The organism is Mycobacterium sp. 2-64, assembly GCF_035918375.1.
In the GTDB taxonomy this organism is placed as follows: Bacteria; Actinomycetota; Actinomycetes; order Mycobacteriales; family Mycobacteriaceae; genus Mycobacterium; species Mycobacterium intracellulare.
Window position 1 is genome coordinate 4,293,941 of sequence record NZ_CP142361.1, and the last position, 24,076, is coordinate 4,318,016.

At 68.2% G+C, this 24,076-nt stretch carries 21 protein-coding genes; 7 read left to right on the forward strand and 14 right to left on the reverse strand.

The features are described from left to right. Positions 1–2: 2 nt before the first annotated feature. Entirely contained in the window at positions 3–3,290 is a 3,288-nt protein-coding gene (locus QGN31_RS19885) for a non-ribosomal peptide synthetase (RefSeq protein ID WP_014941404.1), read from the reverse strand. Between the two features lie 154 nt (positions 3,291–3,444). Here QGN31_RS19885 and QGN31_RS19890 point away from each other — a divergent pair, with 154 nt between their 5' ends. Beyond that, on the forward strand, positions 3,445–4,716 hold the full coding sequence (locus QGN31_RS19890) for a glycosyltransferase (RefSeq protein ID WP_014381969.1): 1,272 nt from the start codon (positions 3,445–3,447) through the stop codon (positions 4,714–4,716). Positions 4,717–4,723: 7 nt separating this feature from the next. Here QGN31_RS19890 and QGN31_RS19895 read toward each other — a convergent pair whose 3' ends face one another. Together QGN31_RS19895 and QGN31_RS19900 are read right to left on the reverse strand one after the other, a co-directional pair. Continuing rightward, positions 4,724–5,521: a dienelactone hydrolase family protein gene (locus QGN31_RS19895; RefSeq protein ID WP_008254365.1), complete on the reverse strand. Its 798-nt coding sequence runs from the start codon at positions 5,519–5,521 to the stop codon at positions 4,724–4,726. Between the two features lie 12 nt (positions 5,522–5,533). Further along, positions 5,534–6,235 (reverse strand): DUF4245 domain-containing protein, encoded by a 702-nt coding sequence (locus tag QGN31_RS19900; RefSeq protein WP_008254364.1) that lies wholly within the window; start codon positions 6,233–6,235, stop codon positions 5,534–5,536. A gap of 55 nt (positions 6,236–6,290) precedes the next feature. On the opposite strand from QGN31_RS19900, the gene glpX reads away from it, so the two are divergent. From glpX to QGN31_RS19915, 3 genes are read left to right on the forward strand one after another with little or no spacing between them, the layout of a single operon-like run. Next, positions 6,291–7,370, forward strand: a complete 1,080-nt coding sequence (glpX, locus tag QGN31_RS19905; protein WP_026071430.1) for a class II fructose-bisphosphatase — start codon at positions 6,291–6,293, stop codon at positions 7,368–7,370. A 34-nt stretch (positions 7,371–7,404) separates the two neighbouring features. After that, positions 7,405–8,811 carry a class II fumarate hydratase gene (locus tag QGN31_RS19910; protein WP_014941403.1) on the forward strand — a complete coding sequence of 469 codons (1,407 nt, stop codon included), beginning with the start codon at positions 7,405–7,407 and terminating at the stop codon, positions 8,809–8,811. A gap of 51 nt (positions 8,812–8,862) precedes the next feature. Next, positions 8,863–9,849 (forward strand): hypothetical protein, encoded by a 987-nt coding sequence (locus QGN31_RS19915; RefSeq protein ID WP_014941402.1) that lies wholly within the window; start codon positions 8,863–8,865, stop codon positions 9,847–9,849. 13 nt (positions 9,850–9,862) lie between these two features. Here QGN31_RS19915 and QGN31_RS19920 read toward each other — a convergent pair whose 3' ends face one another. From QGN31_RS19920 to glyA, 5 genes are all read right to left on the reverse strand, one after another. Continuing rightward, on the reverse strand, positions 9,863–11,317 hold the full coding sequence (locus tag QGN31_RS19920) for an adenylate/guanylate cyclase domain-containing protein (RefSeq protein WP_008254355.1): 1,455 nt from the start codon (positions 11,315–11,317) through the stop codon (positions 9,863–9,865). A 49-nt stretch (positions 11,318–11,366) separates the two neighbouring features. Further along, complete coding sequence (locus QGN31_RS19925; protein ID WP_008254353.1) at positions 11,367–12,242, reverse strand: polysaccharide deacetylase family protein; 876 nt, start codon at positions 12,240–12,242, stop codon at positions 11,367–11,369. Positions 12,243–12,330: 88 nt separating this feature from the next. Further along, positions 12,331–13,632 (reverse strand): PhoH family protein, encoded by a 1,302-nt coding sequence (locus tag QGN31_RS19930; protein WP_014941401.1) that lies wholly within the window; start codon positions 13,630–13,632, stop codon positions 12,331–12,333. Between the two features lie 244 nt (positions 13,633–13,876). After that, a complete protein-coding gene (locus QGN31_RS19935; protein WP_008254339.1) occupies positions 13,877–14,704 on the reverse strand; it encodes an acyl-ACP desaturase in 828 nt (275 codons plus the stop codon). Between the two features lie 96 nt (positions 14,705–14,800). Next, entirely contained in the window at positions 14,801–16,081 is a 1,281-nt protein-coding gene (gene glyA / locus QGN31_RS19940) for a serine hydroxymethyltransferase (protein WP_043954550.1), read from the reverse strand. 115 nt (positions 16,082–16,196) lie between these two features. Here glyA and coaA point away from each other — a divergent pair, with 115 nt between their 5' ends. Then, positions 16,197–17,135: a type I pantothenate kinase gene (coaA, locus tag QGN31_RS19945; RefSeq protein WP_008254336.1), complete on the forward strand. Its 939-nt coding sequence runs from the start codon at positions 16,197–16,199 to the stop codon at positions 17,133–17,135. 6 nt (positions 17,136–17,141) lie between these two features. Here the strand turns inward: coaA and QGN31_RS19950 are convergent, their stop codons facing one another. Then, the gene (locus QGN31_RS19950) at positions 17,142–17,567 is read right to left on the reverse strand and encodes a hypothetical protein (protein WP_014383990.1); all 426 of its coding nucleotides are present in this window, start codon (positions 17,565–17,567) and stop codon (positions 17,142–17,144) included. A gap of 148 nt (positions 17,568–17,715) precedes the next feature. Beyond that, complete coding sequence (locus QGN31_RS19955) at positions 17,716–18,504, reverse strand: (2Z,6E)-farnesyl diphosphate synthase (protein WP_008254334.1); 789 nt, start codon at positions 18,502–18,504, stop codon at positions 17,716–17,718. A gap of 182 nt (positions 18,505–18,686) precedes the next feature. Between QGN31_RS19955 and trhA the strand changes: the two genes are divergently transcribed. Next, entirely contained in the window at positions 18,687–19,460 is a 774-nt protein-coding gene (gene trhA, locus QGN31_RS19960) for a PAQR family membrane homeostasis protein TrhA (RefSeq protein ID WP_008254333.1), read from the forward strand. A gap of 8 nt (positions 19,461–19,468) precedes the next feature. Here trhA and QGN31_RS19965 read toward each other — a convergent pair whose 3' ends face one another. The 4 genes from QGN31_RS19965 to mca all read right to left on the reverse strand — a co-directional run bounded on the left by QGN31_RS19965 (position 19,469) and on the right by mca (position 23,340). After that, positions 19,469–19,852 carry a nuclear transport factor 2 family protein gene (locus QGN31_RS19965; protein WP_014383989.1) on the reverse strand — a complete coding sequence of 128 codons (384 nt, stop codon included), beginning with the start codon at positions 19,850–19,852 and terminating at the stop codon, positions 19,469–19,471. 299 nt (positions 19,853–20,151) lie between these two features. Further along, positions 20,152–22,167: a thioredoxin domain-containing protein gene (locus tag QGN31_RS19970; RefSeq protein ID WP_014941398.1), complete on the reverse strand. Its 2,016-nt coding sequence runs from the start codon at positions 22,165–22,167 to the stop codon at positions 20,152–20,154. Further along, the gene (locus QGN31_RS19975; protein ID WP_009954600.1) at positions 22,154–22,471 is read right to left on the reverse strand and encodes a hypothetical protein; all 318 of its coding nucleotides are present in this window, start codon (positions 22,469–22,471) and stop codon (positions 22,154–22,156) included. Before QGN31_RS19975 ends, QGN31_RS19970 begins: the two co-directional genes overlap by 14 nt. Beyond that, the gene (gene mca / locus QGN31_RS19980; protein ID WP_008254328.1) at positions 22,468–23,340 is read right to left on the reverse strand and encodes a mycothiol conjugate amidase Mca; all 873 of its coding nucleotides are present in this window, start codon (positions 23,338–23,340) and stop codon (positions 22,468–22,470) included. The genes QGN31_RS19975 and mca overlap by 4 nt, the downstream gene beginning before the upstream one ends. Positions 23,341–23,452: 112 nt before the next feature. Between mca and QGN31_RS19985 the strand changes: the two genes are divergently transcribed. After that, complete coding sequence (locus tag QGN31_RS19985) at positions 23,453–23,887, forward strand: DUF4307 domain-containing protein (protein WP_014379376.1); 435 nt, start codon at positions 23,453–23,455, stop codon at positions 23,885–23,887. Positions 23,888–24,076: the final 189 nt, after the last annotated feature.

A 24,076-nucleotide genomic window follows, 5' to 3' on the forward strand; every position in this document is an offset into this window, starting at 1 on the left:
GATCAGGCCGACGGTGCCGGCTCACCGCCGCCACCGTGCCGCACATGCGCGCAGATGCCGGTCAGTGCCTCGAACAACAGCCGGTTCAGCCGCTGGATCTGTTCCTCGTCCAGCGCCGAGGGTGCCCACGTCCATGTCGTGTGCAGGCGCTGGCCGGTACCGGTATCCAGGAGGGCGGCGTTGAATTCCACGGTGTGGCCGAGCGGCGTGGGTATCGCCGACGCCGCGGGGATGGTCGCCATGGCGTCCTCGTCGACCCGCCAGAGATGTTCGGACAGAACGGCCGCATCGGCGTCAAACCGCCCGAGGTAGTTGAATTCGATGGTCGGCTCCGAACCAGCCAGTCCCACTTCGGGATTCAAATAGCGCAGGAGACCGTAGGTCAGGCCGTCAGGCATGGCGCGAAGCCGTTCCAAAGTGGCCGCGATCAACGGTCCCAGCGCGGCCCCGCCGGCGGCTACGTGCGCCCACGGCAATTCACCCACCGTCAGCGCCACCGGGTACTTACTGGTGAACCATCCCACGGTGCGCGACAGGTCGACGTCGCGCCGCAGTTCTTCGGCGCGGCCGTGACCTTTGACGCTGATACCGATCGGTGCGCCGGCGGCGCCGAGGAATTCGTTCCAGGCCAACCCGAACGCGATCAACAGAACGTCTTGCACCCCAGCGTGAAACGCGGCCGACACCTCGCCCAGCAACTGGTGAGTGGTCTCGATATCCAGCGTCGCCAACAGGTGACCAGCGCGGGCGTAGGTGTCGACCGCCGGTCGCACCGCGGGCAACGCGGCGGGCGTCGCCAGCAATTGGCGCCATGCGTCGGCCAGCTCCACGACCGCCGGGCTGCGCGCGTGCTCACTCAGTATCGCCGCCCACCGCGCGAACGACGTTCCACCAGTGGGCAATTCGACCGGCTGCCCGTGGTGATGTTGCGCCCATGCAATGTTCAAGTCTTCGAACAGGATTCGCCATGACGGCACATCCACGGACAGATGGTGAATCATCAACGCCAACTGGCCCGTGTTCGGCACCCACAACGCGGTGAACATCGCCCCGGTCGCCGGATTCAACCGTGACCGGGCGGCCACGAGCGCCTCGTCGGACAGCGCATCCACCGACTGCAGGCAGGCGCGGGCGTCCACGGCCCCTACCTCGGGCACCCACAGCGACCAATCCCCGTTCCCGGTGTCCGCGGCGCGCAGCCGCAGCATGGCGTGGCGGTCCAGCAGGGCTTGCAACACGACGACGACGTCGGCCTCGGTCACTCCGGAGGGAGCTTGCAGCACCACCGTCTGGTTGTACTCATCGACCGGACCGTCAAAATCGTGTAGCCAGCGCATGATTGGGGTGGCCACCACCGCACCGACGCCCTCGTCGACCTCCGCCGCCTCGCCATCGAGCAAGACGGCCACCTGCGCAAGCCGGGCCACCGTCTGCTCGACGAAGACATCGCGCTGTCGACACGCCACACCGGCCGCGCGCGCCCGGGCCACCACCTGCATCGACAACACGCTGTCCCCGCCCAGGTCGAAGAACGAGTCGTCCACGCCGACCCGATCGACACCGAGGACCTGGGCATAGATATCGGCCAGGACCTGCTCGACCGCGTCTCCCGGCGCGCAGTAACGGTCGGCGTCCCGGTACTCCGGTGCCGGCAGGGCGCGTGTGTCGAGTTTGCCGTTGACCGTCAGCGGCAGAGCCTGCAGCCCCACGACCGCGGCCGGCACCATATATTCCGGCAATCGATCCGCCAGTTGCGCGCGCACCTTGACCGGATCGGCGGTCCCGGTGACGTAGCCGACCAGGCGCTTGTCGCCGGGACGGTCCTCACGGGCGATCACGGCAGCCTGCTCGACGCCGTCCAGCGCGCCGAGTGCCGCCCTGACCTCGCCCAACTCGATGCGATATCCGCGGATTTTCACCTGCTCATCCGCGCGGCCCACATACTGCAGCTCACCGTCAGCGTCCCAGCGCACCAGATCGCCCGTGCGATACATACATTGACCGGGCGCCTGGGCATCGCCGAACGGGCACGCCACGAACCGCGACGCCGTCAACCCGGACCGGCCCCAGTATCCGCAGGCCACTCCCGCACCGGCCACATACAGCTCACCGACGGCGCCCGCCGACACCCGACGCAGGAACTTATCGAGCACGAAGAAGGCGAGATGCGCCAACGGCACGCCGATCGGGCTGACGCTGTTCTCGACGTCGCGGACGGCGATCTCCCGGAACGAGGCGTGCACCGTCGTCTCGGTGATGCCGTACATGTTGATCATCCGCGGCGACCCCGGATGATTACGGAACCACGACGCAAGGCGTTGCGGTTCAAGCGCTTCGCCGCCGAAGACCACCGTCTGGAGGTTCAGCTGCCCCATCTCGGAGTGCAGCGCGTCGGCGGTCTGCAGCGCGTGGAACGCCGACGGGGTCTGGCTCAAGACGCTGACCTGTTCGCGCACCAGCAGGGCGTGGAATTCTTCCGACGAACGCACGACACCGTCGGGCACGATCAGCAGCCGAGCGCCGTACAGAAGCGGAGCCCAGATTTCCCAGACGGAGTAGTCGAAGGCCAGGGAATGGCATTGCGTCCACACCTGTCCCCGCGCCAGTTCGGCGTCGAGTGACTCGAGGAGCCGGGTCACATTGTGGTGCGTGACGGCCACGCCCTTGGGCATGCCGGTGGTGCCCGAGGTGTAGACGATGTAGGCGAGGTTGTCGGCGGCGGGGGCCGGCAATGCGGCAGCAACACCGGCGTCGATCGCGGAGTTGTTGATGTCGATGACGGGCACGTCCAAGGTGTCCACCCGCAGACGCAGGTCCGCGGTGGTGATCACGGCGATCGGGGCAGCGTCACCGAGGACCATCCCGAGGCGCGCGTCGGGGTGCGCCGGATCCATCGGCACGTAGGCCGCCCCGGTCTTGATCACGGCCAGGACCGCCACGATCGCCTCGGCGCAGCGCGGCAGCAGCATCGCCACACGCTCGCCCGGGGCGGCGCCGCGGTCAACGAGCAGGTGCGCCAATCGATTAGATGCCGCGTCCAGTTCGCCGTAGTTCATCGAGCGGCTCCCGCACGTGATCGCTACCGCCTCCGCGTCACGGGCCACCTGCGCCGCGAACAATTGCGGAATCGAGACCGGCGTGCGGGCCGGCTGTGCGAGCACCGCTCGGTTGCCCCATTCGTCGAGCTGGCTGTGTTCATCGGCATCGAGTAGGTCGATCGACAACAACCTCTTGGCCGGTTCGGCCGCCGCGGCCGCCGGTAACGCGCCGCCATCAGATTCCATTTTCACCGTTCACACGCCGAGAGAGCTGCCATAGAGTGCAGCGATATTAGGCACACTGATTTTCTCAGCCCCCTGGACGACATCGTGAAATGGTCCGAATTGTACTCAGAGATAACGTGACCCGTCCCGGTTTCACTCGATTGAAAGTTTGAGATCCGTCATGAGATTTGCGCTGGCAAGCTATGGAACTCGAGGCGATATCGAGCCTGCTGTTGTTATCGGCCGCGAACTGCAGCGCAGAGGGCATGATGTGTGCATCGCAGTCCCGCCCGATTTGGTCGGCTTCGCGCAATCGGCCGGCCTGTCCGCGGTGCCCTACGGGGCGGAGACGAACGCCTGGATGGACGCGTTTCGCACCTTCACCACGACGCTGTTCAGCAGGTTCTGGAGGGTTCGGGACATATCGCGGTCTGGGCTCGAAATCAAGAAGGTCACCGACCAGTCTTGGGCGCACATGAACGAGACATTGAAGTCGTTGGCGGAGGGGGCCGACGTGGTACTCGCCGGGCAGACCTATCAGGAAATCGCCGCCAATGTGGCTGAATACCATGGTCTTCCGTTGGTTACCCTGCACCATGTTCCGATGCGTCCCAACGGCCAGGTTGTGGCGATCTTGCCGGCACCGGCCTCTCGCTTCGCGGTGCGGGCGTTCGACTGGCTGACGTGGCGCCTGAGCAAAAAGCTCGAGGACGCGCAGCGCGGCGAACTCGGCCTGCCGAAGACAACGTCTTCCTCACCGCGACGAATTGCCGCATTGAGAGCCTTGGAAATCCAGGCCTACGACGAGGTTGCCTTCCCGGGATTGGCGGCCGAATGGGCGAAATGGCGGCGCCAACGGCCCTTCGTGGGCGCGCTGACGATGGAGTTGGCGACGGGCGCCGACGACGAGGCCGCATCGTGGATTGCCGCGGGAACACCGCCGATTTTCTTCGGCTTCGGCAGCATGCCGGTGGAATCTCCGTCCGACACGATCGAGATGATCAGCGGAGCGTGCGCGCAGTTGGGCGAGCGGGCGTTGATTTGCGCCGGCTGGAGCGACTTCGACGACGTCCCGCATTCCGATCACGTCAAGGTGGTCGGCGCGCTGAATTACGCGTCCATCTTTCCCCTGTGCCGGGCCGCCGTGCACCACGGCGGATCGGGCACCACCGCCGCAAGTCTGCGTGCCGGAATTCCCACCCTGGTCCTGTCCGTGGACGGCAATCAGATCATCTGGGGAGCCCAGGTGAAACGCCGCCTCAAGGTGGGCACCCACCGCCGCCTATCCGCCACCACCCGGGAATCGCTCGTCGCAGACCTGCGCCGAATCTTGGCGCCGGAGTATGCAATCCGAGCTCGCGACCTTGCCGCCCGGATGACGACACCCGCCGAAAGCGTCGCCAAGGCAGCAGATCTCGCCGAGAATTTCGCCAGTTCGAGGCGGTCGGCCTAGCGGACCGCTAGGTGAGCCGCTCGGTGAGGAATTGAACCACGCGTTTACGGGCCTCGTAGGCGGGGTGTCCGTCGATTTCGCGGACCTCATCGGTCAGCACCGAATGCGCTGCCTTGCCGAAGCCGTGCTGGTTGGTCGGGCCCGAATCGATGTCGATCACCTCGAACGCGTCCCCGAGGCGCTCCTTGAGCGTCGCGAACCGCTCGCCCGGCGACAGTTTGTCCTCGCTGAATCGTAATCCCATGGCGCACAAGCCGTCGGTGGCGCAGCGGTCGGCCACGGTGGTCAGCTCGGACTCGCTCAGGCCGGGGTCGCGGCGCCGAGCGGCGCCGAGCGGGAACGGCACCGACGGCTGCGACAGTACCGGGGCCAGCACGCTGTCGTCGACCGCGGCGGCCAATGCGAATCCCCCGGTGAAACATTGGCCGATCACGCCGACGCCCTTGCCGGGAGTCGAGGCGTTGAGGTCGCGCGCCAGCGCGCGCAGGAACGCCGACACCGGCCGCTGCTTGTTCAGCGCCAACGCCGCGAATTCCCTTGCCACACAGGCTCGCCCGATGGCGCCGACGAGGTAACCGGCCGTCTTGGCACGGCCCGGCTCGCCGAACAGCGACGGGATGGCGACGGTGAAACCGTTGTCCACCAGGTGATTACCCAAGCCCAGCACGCCGGGATGTATTCCGGGCAGCTCAGGGATCAGCACCACACCGGGGCCGGCGCCCTTGCGGTAGACGTCGTGAGTGTAGCCGCCACCGCTGAACGGCGCCGCCGACCACCCGGACAGATCGGCCTCCGGTGCACCCATGCGAGTCCCCTTCTATCGGCTCGTCGGCAGCGGCGGCTGCGATTGCGTCGCCGAGGCCAGCGTACGAAACTGATCGCTGCTTCCGGCGCCGGTTATCGCGATCTGCGTCGCGCCGCCCGGGCCGCTTAGCCGGGTCGTCCACACGGCTTCGGCGTCCGCGCCGCTTTCGCCGGACCCCTGATAGACGACCCAGTTGGTCCCGCTGACGTCGACCGCCCCGGTGGGATACGCCGACGGATGGATCGAGTTGATCAGCTTGTCCTCGTCGGCGTTGCTCTGGGTCAGGCTCAGATACATGCCGCTCGGGCTGATGTATCCGACCACCGAGATGGGCGCGTTCACGCGTTGACCCGTCGCGGGGTCGGATCGCCCGTTGGGGATGCCGCCGCGGTGCCCGGAGTTGGCCTGCCAGCCGCCGGGCAACTGCGGTTGGCGGATGGGAAAGCCGAGCGTCGCCGCGTCCGCCCGCAGGGCCGCCGCGGCGTCATAGGACGGGATGGGGCCCCTGCGGCTGTCGAGCTGAAACGAACACATGCCCAGCAGCCCGGCCAGCACCACGCAGCCAATGACCAGCGGAATCAGGGACCAGAACATGTCCCGGCCGTCCTGCAGCAGCCGAGGCTTCGCCGGCCTGGGCGCGGGCCCGGCGGCCGGGGCCGGCTCGTCGGCCACAGAGCCGTCCGAGCTGGCATTCAGCGGCGGCTTCTCGGTCATCCCCCGAGTATCCCAGTTCCAGCGGACCGATCCGCTTCTGGGACAATCAGCAACCATGACAGTTGAGGGCGACCGCTCGTCCACCGCCAATGGCCGAGCTCCAGCGCAGGCGCGGCCGCGCGGTGAGGCTCCAGACCGCAACCTGGCCTTGGAACTGGTCCGGGTCACCGAGGCCGGCGCCATGGCGGCCGGACGCTGGGTAGGCCGCGGCGACAAGGAGGGCGGTGACGGCGCGGCCGTCGACGCGATGCGCGAGCTGGTCAACTCGGTGTCGATGCGCGGCGTGGTCGTGATCGGCGAGGGTGAGAAGGACCACGCGCCGATGCTCTACAACGGCGAAGAGGTCGGCAACGGGGACGGCGCGGAGTGCGACTTCGCCGTCGATCCGATCGACGGCACCACGCTGATGAGCAAGGGCATGCCCAACGCCATCTCCGTGCTGGCGGTGGCCGATCGCGGCGCGATGTTCGACCCGTCGGCGGTCTTCTACATGAACAAGATCGCCGTCGGCCCCGAGGCGGCGCACGTGCTCGACATCACCGCGCCGATCGCCGAGAACATCAAGGCCGTCGCGAAGGTGAAGGCGTTGTCGGTGCGCGACATGACCGTATGCATTCTCGACCGGCCGCGGCACGCCCAGCTGATCGAGGACGTCCGGGCCACCGGGGCCCGCATCCGGCTGATCACCGACGGCGACGTCGCGGGCGCGATCTCGGCCTGCCGGCCGCACTCGGGCACCGACATGCTGGCCGGGATCGGCGGTACGCCGGAAGGCATCATCGCGGCCGCCGCGATCCGGTGCATGGGTGGCGCCATCCAGGCGCAGCTGGCCCCCACCGACGACGAGGAACGCCAAAAGGCCATCGACGCCGGCTATGACCTCGATCAGATCTTGACCACCGAGGACCTCGTGTCCGGCGAGAACGTCTTCTTCTGCGCCACCGGGGTCACCAACGGGGACCTGCTCAAGGGGGTGCAGTACTACCCCGGCGGCTGCACGACCCAGTCGATCGTCATGCGGTCGAAATCGGGCACCGTCCGCATGATCGAGGCCTACCACCGGCTTTCGAAGCTCAATGAATACTCCGCCATCGACTTCACCGGCGACAGTTCTGCCGCCTATCCCCTGCCCTGACCGCCAGATCGAAGAACGAGGAAGCCAGCACTCTATGGCCACGGATGACACCGAGTACCGCATCGAGCACGACACCATGGGCGAGGTCCGCGTCCCCGCAAAAGCGTTGTGGCGCGCGCAAACCCAGCGCGCGGTCGAGAACTTTCCGATCTCGGGCCGCGGGCTGGAGCGCACCCAGATCCGCGCCCTGGGCCTGCTGAAGGGCGCGTGCGCGCAGGTCAACAAGGACCTCGGGCTGCTGGCCCCGGAGAAGGCCGACGCGATCATCGCCGCGGCCGCCGAAATCGCCGACGGCCGCCACGACGACCAGTTTCCGATCGACGTCTTCCAGACCGGTTCGGGCACCAGCTCCAACATGAACACCAACGAGGTGATCGCCAGCATCGCCGCGGCCAACGGCGTCACGGTGCACCCGAACGACGACGTCAACATGTCGCAGTCCTCGAATGACACCTTCCCCACCGCGACCCACATCGCGGCCACCGAAGCCGCCGTGCGCCACCTCATTCCGGCGCTCGAGGTGCTGCATGAGGCGCTGGCGGGCAAGGCCCGCGAATGGCACACCGTGGTCAAGTCGGGCCGCACCCACCTGATGGACGCCGTGCCCGTGACGCTCGGCCAGGAATTCAGCGGGTACGCCCGCCAGATCGAGGCCGGCATCGAGCGGGTGCGCGCCACGCTGCCCCGGCTCGGTGAGTTGGCGATCGGCGGCACCGCGGTGGGCACCGGCCTCAACGCTCCCGACGGCTTCGGCGCCAAGGTCGTCGAAACGTTGGTTGCCTCCACCGGCCTGAGCGAATTGCGCACGGCGGCAAACTCCTTCGAGGCCCAGGCCGCGCGCGACGGCCTGGTCGAGGCGTCCGGTGCGCTGCGCACCATCGCCGTGTCGCTGACCAAGATCGCCAACGACGTCCGCTGGATGGGCTCGGGCCCGCTGACCGGCCTGGCCGAGATTCAGCTGCCCGACCTGCAACCGGGTAGCTCGATCATGCCCGGCAAGGTGAATCCCGTTCTCCCCGAAGCAGTTACGCAGGTGGCCGCGCAGGTGATCGGCAACGACGCCGCGGTCGCGTGGGGCGGCGGCAACGGTGCGTTCGAGCTCAACGTGTACATCCCGATGATGGCCCGCAACATCCTCGAGTCGTTCAAGCTGCTGACCAACGTCTCGAAGCTGTTCGCGGAGCGCTGCATCACCGGCCTGGCGGCCAACGTCGAGCACCTGCGCGAGCTCGCCGAGTCGTCGCCGTCCATCGTGACGCCGCTGAACTCGGCGATCGGATACGAGGAGGCCGCCGCGGTCGCCAAGCAGGCCCTCAAGGAGCGCAAGACGATTCGCCAGACCGTGATCGACCGCGGCCTGATCGGCGACAAGCTGTCGATCGAGGAGCTCGACCGCCGGCTCGACGTGTTGGCCATGGCGAAGGTCAAGCCGGAAGACTAGGCCCGACCGTCACGCGGCGACGGTGTCGATGAGTGTAAGGGTGGTTTTTCCATGACGGCTCCTCCCGGCGGCGGCCCCTACGGCCCTGGGCCTTACGGAAGCAATCCCTATGGGCAGGAACCGAATTGGGGTGGCCAGCCGCCGGCCGGCGGCGCTTACCCGCAGGGTCCTTACCCGCAGGGCGGTCCGTACGGCTACCCGCCGGGCGGTCAGTACCCGTATCCGCCGCCGGGTGGTCCCGCCGTCAATCCGTACCAGGCACCGCAGTATCCCCCGCCGGGACAACCATTTCCGCCCGGCGGGCCCTACCCGCCCGGCCCTCCCCCAGGCGGCTCGAAGCTGCCCTGGCTGATCGTCGCCGGCCTGGTCGCGCTGGCCGTGATCGCGTTGGTCGCCACCCTCGTGGTGATGAAGGGCGGCCACGGCAACAAGCGATCGAGCGCCGCGCCGCCGTCGACGAGCACGTCGGTCTCGCAACCGAAGAATTCGGCACAGAACGCCACGGATTGCACCCCGAACGTGTCCGGCGGCGAGATGCCCCGGGGCGACTCGATCACCGCCGGAAAGCTGTCGTTCCCGGCCAGTGCGGCGCCGTCCGGGTGGACGGTGTTCTCCGATGACCAGGGCCCCAACCTGATCGGCGGACTCGGCGTCGCCCAGGACGTGCCCGGGGCCAATCAGTGGATGATGACGGCCGAGGTCGGCGTCACCAATTTCGTTGCCAGCATGGACCTCACGGCGCAAGCCACCAAACTGATGCAGTGCGTGGTCAACGGGCCCGGCTATGCCAACGCGACACCCACGCTGGGACCGATCAAGACGTCGTCGATCACCGTGGACGGGACCAAGGCGGTGCGGGCCGACGCCGACGTCACGATCGCCGATCCCACCCGCAACGTCAAGGGCGACTCGGTCAGCATCATCGCGGTCGACACCAAGCCGGTCACCGTGTTCATCGGCAGCACGCCCATCGGTGACACCGCGTCGGCGGACCTCGTCGGCAAGATCATCGCCGCGCTGAAGGTCGCGAAATCCTGACGCGGCCCTGGTCCTAGGTGGTCGGCGCCGAGACGTGGGTCGTCTCGGATCGCCCACGCAATACGGTGGAATAGCATTCGGCCCAGTGTCCGCGTTCGGCCTCACCGGCCGCATCGATGGCGGCCGCCGAACACAGGATTCGCCGATCGGACGTCTTGGCGAGGTCGGCCAGCCGCGCGGCCTCGTTGACGGCGTCGCCGATCACGGTGTATTCGTACCGGTTCTCGGCGCCGACGTTGCCGGCGAACACGCGCCCCGCGGAGACGCCGACGCCGAAATCGACTGGCAGCCGGCGCAGTTGAGTGGCCAGCGCCCGGGCCGTCGCCAGCGCTGCGGACGCCGGCTCGCTGGTCGGCAATGGCACCCCGAAGACGGCCAGCGCGGCGTCTCCGGCGAATTTGTTGATCAATCCGTGGTGTTCGTCGACGGCGTTGACGACGATCCGGAAGAAGTCGTTGAGCACCTCGGCGACTTCTTGCGGCGGGCGGCTTTCCGCGAGCTGGGTGGAACCCACCAGGTCGATGAAGAGCACCGCCGCTTCGACCACGTCGCCGGACAGGGAGGCTCCCTCTTCGACGGCGCGCTGCGCGACGTCGGCGCCGACGTGGCGGCCGAACAGGTCACGTAGCCGGTCGCGCTCGGCGAGCCCGGCCACCATACGGTTGAAACCCGTTTGCAGCCGCCCGATCTGGGAACGTTCGTAGGCGCCGACGTAGGTTTCCATGCGGCCATGTTCAACCTCCGCCATGGCGTCGACGACCTCCCCGATCGGGTCCGAGATGGACCGCGAGGTCAGGATCATCGTCGGCAGTCCCAACACCAGCGCCGCCAGCGACACCACCAGGATCGGCACGTCCAACGATGCCGACTTCTCGATCAGCCACCCGTAGGAGCGCAGAACGACCAGGGACGCGATGACCGCGATGGGAAACGCGCTGCAGAGGAACCACAGCAGAACCAGTCGCGCGTACACGCTCGGCACGGCCAGCCGTGGCTCGGCGCCCAGTGTGGCGGCACGCATGATGGGGCGCAGGGTGCGTTGCGCGAGCAGCATCCCCGTGCCGGCGGCGGCCGAGCCGCCGAGCAGCACGCCGAGCACGATGGGTAGCAGAAGCCGGGCCCCGCCACCAAGATTCAGCAGGATGAAGGTCCCGCCGCTCAGCGCCCAGGCCGTCACCAGGATCGCCGACTGGCGCCCGGCGAGCTTCATCACGGCCTCGCGTTGTTGTGGTGTCGGTTCGTCGCCCGGCACGAACCAGCGCAGTGTGGGCGCCAGGCTCAAGGCGCCGGCCACCGAGACGCCGATGATGCCCAGCACGACGAGCAGCGCCACCGGCCCCGTGCTGTGCCGCGCGAAGTCGGCGTTGGCCCCGACGGACGTGTGGCCGCGCAACGGGATCAAGATGGCGGCCGCTTCGACGACCGCCAGCACATACGACAGACTCAAGTCGAGGCCGTAGTGAAACATCCACCGTCGAGCGGACTTTCGTCCTTTCGTCGCGGGCCCGCTCGTCGCGCTAGGCACCGTTGTTCGGCCCGCCGGAATTCTGCCCGGGGATATCGGTGATCGGGAAGTTGGGCATCGGCTTGGGTGAGGGCGTGTTGGGCAGCGTGGGGATGTCGCTGGCGGGAATGTCGCGCAGACCGTTGACGGGTGGCCCGTTCTCCCGGCCGCCATAACTGCTGCCGGGCGCGCGTGGTCCCAGCAGTTCGCTGACCGTCACCATCCGGTAGCCGTTGGCCTTGAGCACCGGGATGAACTGATAGACCAGATCGACGGTGCTCGAGTAGGTGTTATGGAACAGCACCACCGAGCCCGGTTTGATGTAGGTCATCAGCATCGATCGCGTCGCAGCCGTGTTCGAGTCGTTGGCCCAATCGAAAGGGATGACGTCCCACAGGATTTCGGCCAGCCCGAATTGCCCGGCGGTCTGGCGCACCACCGGGTCGGACAAGCCGCCCGCGGGCCGGTACAACGTCGGCGTGTGGCCGGTCGCGGCGGTGATCGCGTCATTCGCCTTGGAGAACTGCGCGGCGATGTCCTCCCGCGGGATGGTGGTCATGTTGGGGTGTTCCCAGGTGTGGCTGCCGATTTCCATCCCCGCGTCGGCGATGCGTTTGGCCCCCGCCGGGTTGGCGGCCACCTTGTTGCCGATCAGAAAGAAGGTGGCCTTCGCGTCGTTGCCCTTGAGGATCTGCAGCAGCCGCTCGTCGAAGGGGCCGGGGCCGTCATCGAAGGTCAACGCGACGCATTTGACGACCGAGCAGGACAGGTCGTCGGCGCGCGTCACGTGACCGGTCAGCCCGCCGATCACCAGCACCGCGACGGCGGCGACGACACCGGCCAGCGTGCGCCCGTAGCGCCAGGCCAAGGTGTCGGGTCGTTTCGCCACGGTAAAAGCGTACTCACCGCGAGACTGCAACCAGCGACACATATCGCGAGTGGAGCTGTCGTGGAATACAGCTTCGCGGCGAAACCGCTCAGTGCGGCCCGGCGATCTCCTCGAGCATCTCGGTGACCAGCGCGGCGATCGGCGAGCGCTCGCTGCGCAACAGGGTGATGTGGGCGAACAGCGGGTGGCCCTTGAGCTTCTCGATCACCGCCGCGACCCCGTCGTGGCGGCCCACCCGCAGGTTGTCGCGCTGGGCGATGTCGTGGGTCAGGACCACCCGCGACCCGGTGCCCAGCCTGGACAGCACGGTCAGCAACACGTTGCGCTCCAGCGACTGCGCCTCGTCGACGATGACGAACGAGTCGTGCAGCGAACGTCCCCGGATGTGGGTCAGCGGCAGCACTTCGAGCATGCCGCGGGACAGCACTTCCTCGAGCACCGCCGGGCTGGCCAGCCCCTCGAGGGTGTCGAACACGGCCTGCGCCCACGGGCCCATCTTTTCGCTCTCGCTGCCGGGCAGGTATCCCAGCTCCTGGCCGCCGACGGCGTACAGCGGGCGGAAGACCACCACCTTGCGCTGGGTCCGCCGCTCCAGCACGGCCTCCAGCCCGGCGCACAGCGCCAGCGCCGACTTGCCGGTGCCGGCCTTGCCGCCCAGCGACACGATGCCGACCGACTCGTCGAGCAGCAAGTCCAGCGCGACCCGCTGTTCGGCGGACCGCCCACGCAATCCGAACACCTCGCGATCACCGCGGACCAGCTGAACGCGCTTGTCCGCGTTGACCCTGCCCAACGCGTGAGAGCTGCCACCGAGCAGCCGAATGCCGGTGTGGCAGGGCAGGTCTCGGGCTTCCGCCAGATCGATCTCGCCGTCGCTGAACAGGGCGTCGATATCCTCGGTGGCGGTTTCGATCTCGCGCATGCCCGACCAGCCGGAGGCCACGACGTCTTGGGCGTGGTATTCGTCGGCGGCCAGCCCCACCGCGGCGGCCTTGACCCGAAGCGGAATGTCCTTGCTGACCAACGTGACTCGTTTGCCTTCGGCGGCCAGGTTGGCGGCGCAACTCAGGATCCGGCAGTCGTTGTTGTCGTTGCGGAAGCCGGCGGGCAGCACCGCCGGGTCGGTGTGGTTGAGTTCGACGTGGAGCGTACCGCCTTGTATCCCAACGGGAATGGGTTGATCCAGGCGCCCGTGCACAAGCCGAAGATCGTCGAACAGGCGCAACGCCTGGCGGGCGAACCATCCCAGCTCGTGGTGGTGGCGTTTGGCCTCCAGCTCGCTGATCACCACCAACGGAACAACCACCTCGTGTTCGGCGAACCGGCTGCACGCCCACGGGTCGGACAGCAGCACGGAAGTGTCGATCACGTAGGTCCGGATATCGGTCACGTAGCGCTCCTCGAGCGGGATGAGCCCGCGCGGACCCGCACAGGCATGTCGACGGGAACCGCAGCACCAGGACCGGGGCCGGTCCTTCCGTTGTGGTGACGGGAGGTGCCGCCCTGGCAGCAGAGCATGACGCTGACCATCGGGAACGACGCTACTCCCGTGGTCGCGTGCCCGCTGTGCAGGCGCGCCGACATGACGAGCCGCGACGACGCCCCAAAGGGATCGGCGGGGAGGGGGCCGCGGCTCAGCCGACGATGAATTGCCGCAGCGCGGGCTCGTCCGCGAGCCCCCATGCGGCGATGCGGTCGGAGATCGCCTGACGCAGCTGCTCCGGACCGAAAATGCCTGCCTTTTCGACGTTCTGCACCTTGTCGCGGTACGCGTCGATGTCGGCGCCGGGCACATCCAGGTCGGCCGCACGGGCGGCGATCGCCGCGATCGTCTCGTCGCGGGTGTATCCCAGGCAGTGCTCGACGAGGTTGGAGAAGAACAGTTCGTGCCGCCGCTCGTCGCGGGCGATCCGGTCGATCAGGCCGGCCAGGATGGGCTCCTCGAGCTTGGCGGCCAGGTTCTCGCAGAACACGGCGTGGGTGCGTTCGACGAACGCCATGTGCACCAGGGTCTCCACCTGCGAGTAGGTGTCGGCGCGGTAGCCCTTCATGACGTACTGGACGCGGGCCTCTTCGTTGGCGGTCGGGTCGACCTCGCGGGTCACCACCAGGTACTCGCGCAACGCGATGGCGTGCAGGTGTTCCTCGGCGGTCCACCGGCCCAGCCAGCGGCCCCAGTAGTCCTCGAGGATGAAGTGCTCGACCAGCTCGCGGTGGTGCGCGGCCAGGTTGTCCTTGAGCAGCAGCATGATCTCGCAGGCGTCGGTCAGCGGTCTCGGCAACGTCATTGACGACGGGTCCCAGTCGCGCCCACCGAGGAATGCGAAGTTCTCGCCCCGATCGAACGGCACGTAATCGTGGGCGAACCAGAGCTCTTCGGTGGACAGGTGGCGGTCGACGTTCGCTTCGACGACCGGCTCGAGTTCCAGGGTCAGCGCGTTAGCGACGGGTCTTTCGGCCATGAGATAACTGTAACCCGCGTACACAGGTTCATGAAATCGGCGGGGTCGTGTCGGAGCAAGTGGTGACGTTGGTCCTCGAACCCGACCAGACGGGCGTCAGCGGCCGACCAGCGCCCAGTCTTCCAGGCCGTCGTACAGCGGGAACTCCTGCGCCAGCCGTGTCACGCGCTGGCGCAGCCCCGCCACGTCGGCCGAGCTGCCCGCGGCCAGGGCGGTGGCGATGACGTCGGCGACCTCGCTGAACTCGGCGTCGCCGAAGCCGCGGGTGGCCAGGGCGGGCGTGCCGATCCGCAGCCCCGACGTGACCATCGGCGGCCGCGGGTCGTTGGGGACGGCGTTGCGGTTGACGGTGATGCCGACCTCGTGCAGCAGGTCCTCGGCGGCTTGGCCGTCGAGCGGGGAGTTGCGCAGATCCACCAGCACCAGGTGCACGTCGGTGCCGCCGCTGACCACCGATACGCCGGCCTTGGCGACGTCGGCGGCCAACAGCCGGTCGGCGAGGATGCGCGCGCCCGACAGGGTGCGCTGCTGCCGCTCGACGAATTCGGGGGTGCTCGCGATCTTCAGCGCGACGGCCTTGCCCGCGATGACGTGCATGAGCGGTCCGCCCTGCTGGCCGGGGAACACCGCCGAGTTGATCGCCTTGGCGTACTCCTGCTTGCCGAGGATCATGCCCGAGCGGCCGCCGCCGAGCGTCTTGTGAATGGTCGTCGACACGATGTCGGCGTGCGGCACCGGCGAGGGGTGCAGGCCGGCCGCGACCAAGCCCGCGAAGTGCGCCATGTCCACCCAGAGCTGGGCGTCCACCTCGTCGGCGATCGAGGCGAACGCCGCGAAGTCGAGGATCCGCGGGTAGGCCGACCAACCGGCGATGATGACCTTGGGGCGAAATTCCAGCGCCTTGGCGCGCACCGCGTCCATGTCGACGAGATGCGTCGTCGGGTCGACACCGTAGAAACCGTTCTCGTAGAGCTTGCCGGAGAAGTTCAGCTTCATGCCGTGCGTCAGGTGGCCGCCGTTGGCCAGGTCCAGACCCAGCAGCCGCTCCCCCGGCGTCATCAGCGCGTGCAGGACGGCGGCGTTGGCCTGGGCGCCCGAATGCGGCTGCACGTTGGCGAAGTCGGCGCCGAAGAGGGCCTTGGCCCGGTCGCGGGCGATGTTCTCCACGACGTCGACGTACTCGCAGCCGCCGTAGTAGCGGCGCCCCGGCAAGCCCTCGGCGTATTTGTTGGTCAGTACGCTGCCCTGGGCCTGCAGCACCGCGCGCGGGACGAAGTTCTCCGACGCGATCATTTCCAGCATGTCGCGCTGGCGGCCCAGCTCCTGGCCCAGCAGCCCGGCGATGTCGGGATCGACCTCGGCGAGCGGGGCGGACATCACGGAGGTCGTGGCGCGGGCGTCAGGTGCAGCAGTCACGGCGCCAGTCTATCCAGCGCCGACTTTTCGCCAGCCCAGCCGTCGGGCTTTTCGGCGCTCCTGCAACACTTGCACTATGCCGCGGCTTAGCGAGCCGAGCCCTTATGTGGAGTTCGACCGAAAGCAATGGCGTGCGCTTCGTATGTCGACGCCGCTGGCCCTCACCGAGGAGGAACTGGTCGGCCTGCGCGGACTGGGTGAACAGATCGACTTGCTCGAAGTCGAAGAGGTTTACCTGCCGCTGGCCCGGCTGATTCACCTGCAGGTCGCGGCGCGCCAGCGGTTGTTCGCCGCCACCGCCGAGTTCCTGGGCGAACCTCAGCAAAACCCGGACCGCCCGGTGCCGTTCATCATCGGGGTCGCCGGCAGCGTGGCGGTCGGCAAGTCGACGACCGCCCGTGTGCTGCAGGCGCTCTTGGCGCGCTGGGACCATCATCCCCGGGTGGACCTGGTGACCACCGACGGATTCCTGTACCCCAATGCCGAGCTGGACCGGCGAAACCTGATGCATCGCAAGGGGTTTCCGGAAAGCTACAACCGTCGGGCGCTGATGCGGTTCGTGACGTCGGTCAAGTCGGGCTCGGACTACGCGTGCGCGCCGGTGTATTCGCATTTGAAATACGACGTGATCCCCGGGGCCAAGCACGTGGTGCGGCATCCCGACATCCTGATCCTCGAGGGCCTCAACGTTTTGCAGACCGGTCCGACCCTGATGGTGTCGGACCTGTTCGACTTCGGCGTCTATGTGGACGCGCGGATCGAGGACATCGAGCAGTGGTACATCTCGCGGTTTTTGGCCATGCGCAGCACGGCCTTCGCCGATCCCGAGTCGCACTTCCACCACTACGCGGCGCTCAACGACACCAAGGCCGTCGCCGCCGCCCGCGAGATCTGGCGTTCCATCAACCGGCCCAACCTGGTCGAGAACATCCTGCCCACCCGGCCGCGCGCCACGCTGGTGCTGCGCAAGGACGCCGACCACTCCATCAATCGGCTGCGGCTGCGCAAGCTCTAGGCGCCACTACGCCGTCTCGAGGCGACGCACTCCCAGGTACTGGAGCGCGGCGAACGCGGCCGCGTAGGCGCCGCTGGCCAGCGTCAGCGCGGCCCCGGTGATGGTCAGCGGCAATGCTTCGGTTGCCACGATCGAGGACAGCGTGAAAAAGATGTTGGCCACGATCACGCCGATGCCGACACCGCGCACGTCCGGCATCGCCCCGAGGCTGAACACCACGAGGCCGTAGATCACGAAGAAGGCCCCCATGGCGTAATTCTCGAAGGACGTCAGGCCGGTCAGCGACGAGAGCGGGTCGGCGAGGAAGGCGATGACCAAGCCGAAGAGTCCCGTCAGGGTGGCGTCGGCGCGCACGGCGAAGCGCAACAGCGAGTCGGTCGCGTCGTAGAGCGGCCGCGTGGTGAGGCCGGATACACCAGAAACAAGCAACATGTGATTACTCCTCGCGATGGCGGTGTTGGCTATTGCCACGGATACAACGACGAGGTGGTTCACCCGGCTATTCCCGTTATTTTGTAAATATTTGACACGCGCCAGTCGGGCGGGATCAGCCGCCCCACGAGTCACAGGCGCAGCGGATTTACTTCCCGTAGCGGCGATGGCGCTGGCTGTAGTCGCGCAGCGCGCGCAGGAAGTCGACGCGGCGGAAGGCGGGCCAGTGCGCCTCGGTGAACCACATCTCCGAGTACGCGCTTTGCCACAGCAGGAAGCCGGAGAGCCGTTGCTCGCCCGAGGTGCGGATCACCAGGTCGGGATCGGGCTGACCGGAGGTGTAGAGATTTTCCGAGATCGCATCGACGGTGACGGTGTCGATCAGCTCTTCGGCGGTCGCGCCGTTGGCGAGTTCCTTGCTCAGCAGCGAACGCACCGCGTCGACGATTTCGCGGCGACCGCCGTAGCCGACGGCGACGTTGACGTGGAAGGGCGCCACGACCGGGGTGGACTCCACCGCCCCGCGCAGCCGGCGGGCCGGTTGCTCGCCGAGCAGCTCGAGGTCGCCGACGGTGCGCACGCTCCAGCGGTTGGCCGGCGCGCAGATCTCCTCGACGACGTCGGTGATGATCTCGATGAGCCCGGCCAGCTCGTCGGGATCGCGCTGCAGGTTCTCCGTGGAAAGCAGGTACACGGTGGTCATCTCGATGCCGGCTTCCTGACACCAGCGCAGCATCTCCGCGATCTTGGCCGCGCCCATCCGGTAGCCGTAGCTCACGTCGTCGTATCCCGCGTCGCGCGCCCACCGGCGGTTCCCGTCGCACAGCACCGCGATGTGGCGGGGCAGTTCCGACTTGGAAGCGGTCAGGCCCTGCCGCAGCCGCATCTCGTAGATCCGATACAGCGGCTCTTTGAGTCGCCGCGGGATGATTTCCACGAACACACACCCTACTGCCAGGCGCAATGGATTCCGGGTTGCGATTTCGGCCGGTCATCCGAGCAGCCGGGCGAGAAGTCGACACTGCGCCGTAACCATCTCTGGCTACTCTGGCTCTTACACCCCGCCCATGGCACCGTGGCCACCGGCGTCCCCCGTTGTAGAGACATTCCACAGGAGACATGAGCAGCCAGACCAGCACCGTCCCGCATCCTGAGCGCGAACCCGAGCCGATCGCCCCGGGCAACACCGTCGAGCGACTCGCCGAAGGGGCCGCCAATGTTTTGGGCAAACCCCGGATGCGCGGCTGGATCCACTTCTACTCGGCGTGGCTGGCGATCATCGCCGGCGCCACGCTGGTGTCGGTGTCGTGGGCGGCGTCCTCGCCCCGCGCCGGGCATTCGACGCTGATCTACGCCGCGTGCACGGTGGCGTTGTTCGCGGTCAGCGCGACCTATCACCGGGTGCACTGGAAGTCGGACCTGGCCCGGATTCGCATGAAGCGGCTCGATCATTCGATGATCTTCATCTTCATCGCCGGCAGCTACACGCCGTTCGCGCGGCTGGTCATGCCGCAGGACACCGGCGTGGTGGTGCTGTGCATCGTGTGGGGCGGCGCGCTCGCGGGCATCGCGCTGAAGGTGTGCTGGCCGACGGCGCCGCGCTGGCTGGGTGTACCGCTCTATCTGCTGTTGGGCTGGGTGGCGATCTGGTACGCGCCGACGATCCTGCACCAGGCCGGGGTGGCCGCGATGGTGCTGCTGGCCGTCGGCGGTGTGTTCTACAGCGTCGGTGGCATTTTCTACGGTCTACGCTGGCCCGACCTGTGGCCGCGGACGTTCGGCTATCACGAGTTCTTCCACGCCTTCACCGCGATCGCGGCGATCCTGCATTACATCGCCATGTGGTTCGCCGTGTTCTACACGGAAGAACACGCGTGGCTGCTGGGAGCCTGATGGCCCGGCTAGCCCTGGTCGACGTCGTCGTCGGGTGACCAGTACGCCTTCATCGCCGCGATCTTCCCGCTGCCGTCGAAGACCATGACATCGATCGGCTCGATCACCATCCGGTGCTCGCCGGCGGTCACGATCAGCCGGAACTGGAAGGCCGCCTCGTTGCCGGCCACGCGCAGCGTCTTCAGTTCGCATTCGCGCTGCAGGTTGTCGACCGCGGAGTAGAAGCCGTGGATCGCTTGGCGCCCGATGTGCACCTCGCCGCCGACGGGGTCCTCGACCGTGGCGTCGTCGGCGTACAGCTCGACCAAGTCGTCGGCGCTGCCCTTGGCGACCAGCTCGATGTAGCGGTGGACCGTGCTTCTGATCGCTTCGGTCTTGGCGGCATTCGGCATGGGAGGCAGGGTAACCCGGCTTCAGTGGTGATCGCCAGCGCGGCGCAGCCGGGCGCAGCGGGTCACCACCATCGACCCCAGTGGTGATCGCCAGCGCGGCGCAGCCGGGCGCAGCGGGTCACCACCATCGACCCCAGTGGTGATCGCCAGCGCGGCGCAGCCGGGCGCAGCGGGTCACCACCATCGACCCCAGTGGTGATCGCCAGCGCGGCGCAGCCGGGCGCAGCGGGTCACCACCATCGACCCAGTGGTGATCGCCAGCGCGGCGCAGCCGGGCGCAGCGGGTCACCACCACCGGCTCAGTGGTTGGAAACAGCCAGGGCGGCGGCCAGTTCGGCCGCGGTGGTCACCGGCAGGTCGCAGACCTGGCCACGACACACGTAGGCGGCGTCGGCGCCGGCCACCCGGTCGCGGCCCGCCAGCAGCGCCGAGGAATCGACGTCCCCGCCCACGACGACCGCCCCGCCGGGCGCCAGCCGTCGCGCCTCGGCCAGCAGCGGCGACCACGACGGGTCGCAGGCCACCGCGATCTGCAGCGGCCCGCGGACCGCGGCCTCCGCCACGGCCAGCCAATGCCCGGCCGACCGCGGCGCACGCTCCAGCAGCACCGAGTGCGCGCGCAGCGCGTCGTCCGCCGCCCGCAGGTACCGCTCGGCGCGCTCCCCGTCGACCACGTGCGCCGCGGTCAGCAGGGCCTCGGTGATCGACGACGCGCCCGACGGGGTCGCCCCATCCAGCGGGTCGGCGGGCCGCAGCATCAACCGCTCGGCATCGTCGGCGGTGTCGAACCAGCGGCCGGGCTGCTCACGATCGGCGAAGTGCGCCAACGCGGTGTCCAACAGATCGGTCGCCCTTGTCAGCCAGGCCGCCTCGCCCGTCAGCTGGTAGAGCGCCAGCAGCCCGGTGGACAGCATCGCGTGGTCCTCGAGGATGGCGGCGCTGTCGCCGACCACGCCGCCGAGGCTGGCGCGCCGCAGCCTGCCGTCGACCACGTGCAGGTCGAGCACCGCCCGCGCGCAGCGGCTTGCGGCGTGGACGAACTCGGGCTCGTCCAACGCCACGCCGGCCTCGGCCAAGGCGGTGATCGCCAGCCCGTTCCAGGACGTGACGATCTTGTCGTCGCGGCCGGGCTGGACGCGGGCGCGCCGGGCGTTCAACAACGCGGCCCGCACGCGTTCGGCCCGCTGCGCATCCTCCGGATCGGCGGGGAGCTGCAGCACCGAGGCGCCGTGCTCGAAGGTGCCGGCCGGGGTGACCGCGAAAACCTGTGCGGCCCAACGACCGTCGTCGGGCCCGAGCGCGTCGTTCAGCTGTTCCGGCGTCCACACATAGGTCGAGCCCTCGCGGCCGTCGGCGTCGGCGTCCAGCGATGAGGTGAACATGGCACCGTCGGCGAGGTCGTCGAGCAGGAACCGGGCGGTCTGGTCGGCGATTCGGCGCGCCAGCGGATCGCCGGTACGCCGGGCCCAATGCGCGTAGGCGCGCAGCAGCAGCGCGTTGTCGTACAGCATCTTCTCGAAATGCGGTACCACCCAAGCGTTGTCGACGCTATACCGGGCGAAGCCGCCGCCGAGCTGGTCGTAGATGCCGCCGCGGGCCATAGCGCTGCCCGCGCGCGACACCGAGTCGAGCGCCGCCGGCGATCCGGTGCGCTCGTAGTTGCGCAGCAGCGCCTCGAGCAGCGCCGAGGGCGGGAATTTGGGCGCACCGCCGAACCCGCCGTGCACGGTGTCCTCGTCCCCGAGCAGCGCGGCGACGGCGTGGTCACACAGGTCGGCCGCCACCGCGGGGCCGCCACGCGCTACACCGGAAGCCATCTTGCGCAGTTCGCCGGCGATATGGTCGGACGCCTCCTCGACCTCACCGCGACGCTCCCGCCATGTGGCCGAGACGGCCGAAAGAAGTTGCAGGAAGCTATCTTTCGGATAGTAGGTGCCGCAGAAGAAGGGCCGCCCGTCCGGCGTGAGGAAACAGGTCATCGGCCAGCCGCCCTGCCCGGTGAGCGCCACCGTGGCGTTCATGTACACCGCGTCGATGTCGGGCCGTTCCTCGCGGTCGACCTTGATGCAGACGAATCCCGCGTTCATCGCGGCGGCGACGTCGGCGTCCTCGAACGACTCGTGCGCCATGACGTGACACCAGTGACAGGCCGCGTAGCCGACCGACAGCAGGATCGGCACGTCGCGGGCGGCGGCGTCGGCCAGCGCCTCCGGTGTCCACTGCTGCCAGTGCACCGGATTGTCGGCGTGCTGCCGCAGATACGGGCTGGTGGCCAGCCCCAGGGTGTTCGCGGCGGACGAGTCAGCCTGGCTCATCGCCGGATCCCGGGGGTCGCGGCGACCCGTCCGCCCGATCCGGGGCCTGCCCGGCGCCCGGGTCGACCGCGTCGGTGCCCTCGTCCGCGGCCTGGTCCGGCTCGGGATGCTTGGGGTCGAACGACTCCGGCACCTTCTTCAGCTGCCGGTTCATCGAGCGCAGCAAGAACAGCGTGCTGATCAACAACAACACGACGATCAGCAGCCCGACCGGGCTGGCCTTGCCGAAGTCGGGCCCGGTGTGCTGCGGCGCGTTGTCGGCCTGCCAGCCGGCGGCGCTCGCGAGGAGGACGAGGTGATTCACGCGTCCGTCTCGATCCCGGCGAACAGGTCGTCCTCGGGCAGCCGGGCCGGGACCCGCGAGCGGGCCAACTCGAATTCCTCGGTGGGCCAAAGCCGTTGCTGCCATTCGATGGGCGCCGCGAAGAAGTCGTGGTCGGGGTCGATCTGCGTGGTGTGCGCCCGCAGCGCGTCGTCGCGCTGGCTGAAATAGGCCGAGCACTCGACGCGCGTGGTCACCCGGGATTCGAACGGGTCGTGCGCGGCGTCCCAGTGCTCGAGCCACTTCTTGAACGGCGGTTCGTGACCGTGCTTGAGGGCCTCGTCGTGCAGCAACTGCATCCGGGCCCGCAGAAAGCCGTGGTTGTAGTACAGCTTGGACACCGTCCACGGTTCGCCGGCGTCCGGGAAGCGCCGATAATCCCCGGCCGCCTCGAAGGCGCCGACCGAAACCTGGTGGCAGCGAATGTGATCGGGATGGGGGTAGCCGCCGTTCTCGTCGTACGTGGTCATCACGTGCGGGCGGAACTCGCGTACGACGCGCACCAGCGCCTCGATCGACTCCTCCAGCGGCACCAGCGCGAAACACCCCTCGGGCAGCGGGGGCGGGGGGTCGCCCTTGGGCAGGCCGGAGTCGACGAAGCCGAGCCAGGTGTGCTCCACCCCGAGGATCTCGGCGGCCTTCGCCATCTCGTCGCGGCGGATTTCGGCGATGTGCCCGTGCACCTCGGGCAGATCCATCGCGGGGTTGAGGATGTCGCCGCGCTCACCGCCGGTCAACGTCACCACCAGCACCCGATGCCCCTCGTCGGCGTAGCGGGCCAGGGTGGCCGCGCCCTTGCTGGACTCGTCGTCGGGGTGGGCGTGCACCGCCATCAACCGCAATTCGCTCACGTGCTCCCTTGTCACCTCGGGTGGTCACCCGGTCTGACCCTATAATTCCAGTTCCACATCGTTGCATGCTGTCGGCCGGTGCCCGGCAGCCGACAACCAGGCATAACCAGCCATGACCGATACCCCCACTCCGCGTCCGGAGGCCCGCTACGGGCGTTCCCGGCTGTCGCGCATCCCCCGGCGATGGGTGATCGTCGCGCTGGGCGTGCTGGTCGTCGCGGCCGGCCTGGCCGTGGCCGCCGTCGGCTACCACCGCTTCGGCACCAGTGATGTCAAGGGGACGCTGGCCGGGTACCGGGTGATCGACGAGCAGACGGCGTCGATAACGATCAGCGTGACCCGATCGGATCCGTCGCGCCCGGTGGACTGCATCGTGCGGGTCCGCTCCGCCGACGGGAGCGAGACGGGACGACGTGAGCTGCTGGTCCCGCCATCCGACGCGGCCACGGTGCAGGTGACGACGACGGTCAAATCCTCCCAGCCGCCGGCGGTGGCCGACATCTATGGCTGCGGCACCGATGTGCCCGCCTACCTGCGCCCGTCCTGACCGTCGCCATCGACGCCGAACAGCGAAGATGGAGTCATCAGTTGTTCGCGCGGTGGTAACATGGGTGAATGCACGGTTCCGATTGGGACCGTGTTGCTGCATTAGCGGCCGTCAGCAGATCGGCGCCGCAGCACACGGGGATGGACCCGCACGCTTTCGACGGCGGAGTTAACAGGACTTACGCGAACT

Bases quoted from the DNA above. Each gene is read 5' to 3' on its own strand.
- QGN31_RS19890 (WP_014381969.1), top strand. From the start codon at position 3,445: ATGAGATTTGCGCTGGCAAGCTATGGAACTCGAGGCGATATCGAGCCT.
- QGN31_RS19895 (WP_008254365.1), bottom strand. From the start codon at position 5,521: ATGGGTGCACCGGAGGCCGATCTGTCCGGGTGGTCGGCGGCGCCGTTC.
- QGN31_RS19900 (WP_008254364.1), bottom strand. From the start codon at position 6,235: ATGACCGAGAAGCCGCCGCTGAATGCCAGCTCGGACGGCTCTGTGGCC.
- glpX (WP_026071430.1), top strand. From the start codon at position 6,291: ATGACAGTTGAGGGCGACCGCTCGTCCACCGCCAATGGCCGAGCTCCA.
- QGN31_RS19910 (WP_014941403.1), top strand. From the start codon at position 7,405: ATGGCCACGGATGACACCGAGTACCGCATCGAGCACGACACCATGGGC.
- QGN31_RS19915 (WP_014941402.1), top strand. From the start codon at position 8,863: ATGACGGCTCCTCCCGGCGGCGGCCCCTACGGCCCTGGGCCTTACGGA.
- QGN31_RS19920 (WP_008254355.1), bottom strand. From the start codon at position 11,317: ATGTTTCACTACGGCCTCGACTTGAGTCTGTCGTATGTGCTGGCGGTC.
- QGN31_RS19935 (WP_008254339.1), bottom strand. From the start codon at position 14,704: ATGGCCGAAAGACCCGTCGCTAACGCGCTGACCCTGGAACTCGAGCCG.
- glyA (WP_043954550.1), bottom strand. From the start codon at position 16,081: ATGTCCGCCCCGCTCGCCGAGGTCGATCCCGACATCGCCGGGCTGCTG.
- coaA (WP_008254336.1), top strand. From the start codon at position 16,197: ATGCCGCGGCTTAGCGAGCCGAGCCCTTATGTGGAGTTCGACCGAAAG.
- QGN31_RS19950 (WP_014383990.1), bottom strand. From the start codon at position 17,567: ATGTTGCTTGTTTCTGGTGTATCCGGCCTCACCACGCGGCCGCTCTAC.
- trhA (WP_008254333.1), top strand. From the start codon at position 18,687: ATGAGCAGCCAGACCAGCACCGTCCCGCATCCTGAGCGCGAACCCGAG.
- QGN31_RS19965 (WP_014383989.1), bottom strand. From the start codon at position 19,852: ATGCCGAATGCCGCCAAGACCGAAGCGATCAGAAGCACGGTCCACCGC.
- QGN31_RS19970 (WP_014941398.1), bottom strand. From the start codon at position 22,167: ATGAGCCAGGCTGACTCGTCCGCCGCGAACACCCTGGGGCTGGCCACC.
- QGN31_RS19985 (WP_014379376.1), top strand. From the start codon at position 23,453: ATGACCGATACCCCCACTCCGCGTCCGGAGGCCCGCTACGGGCGTTCC.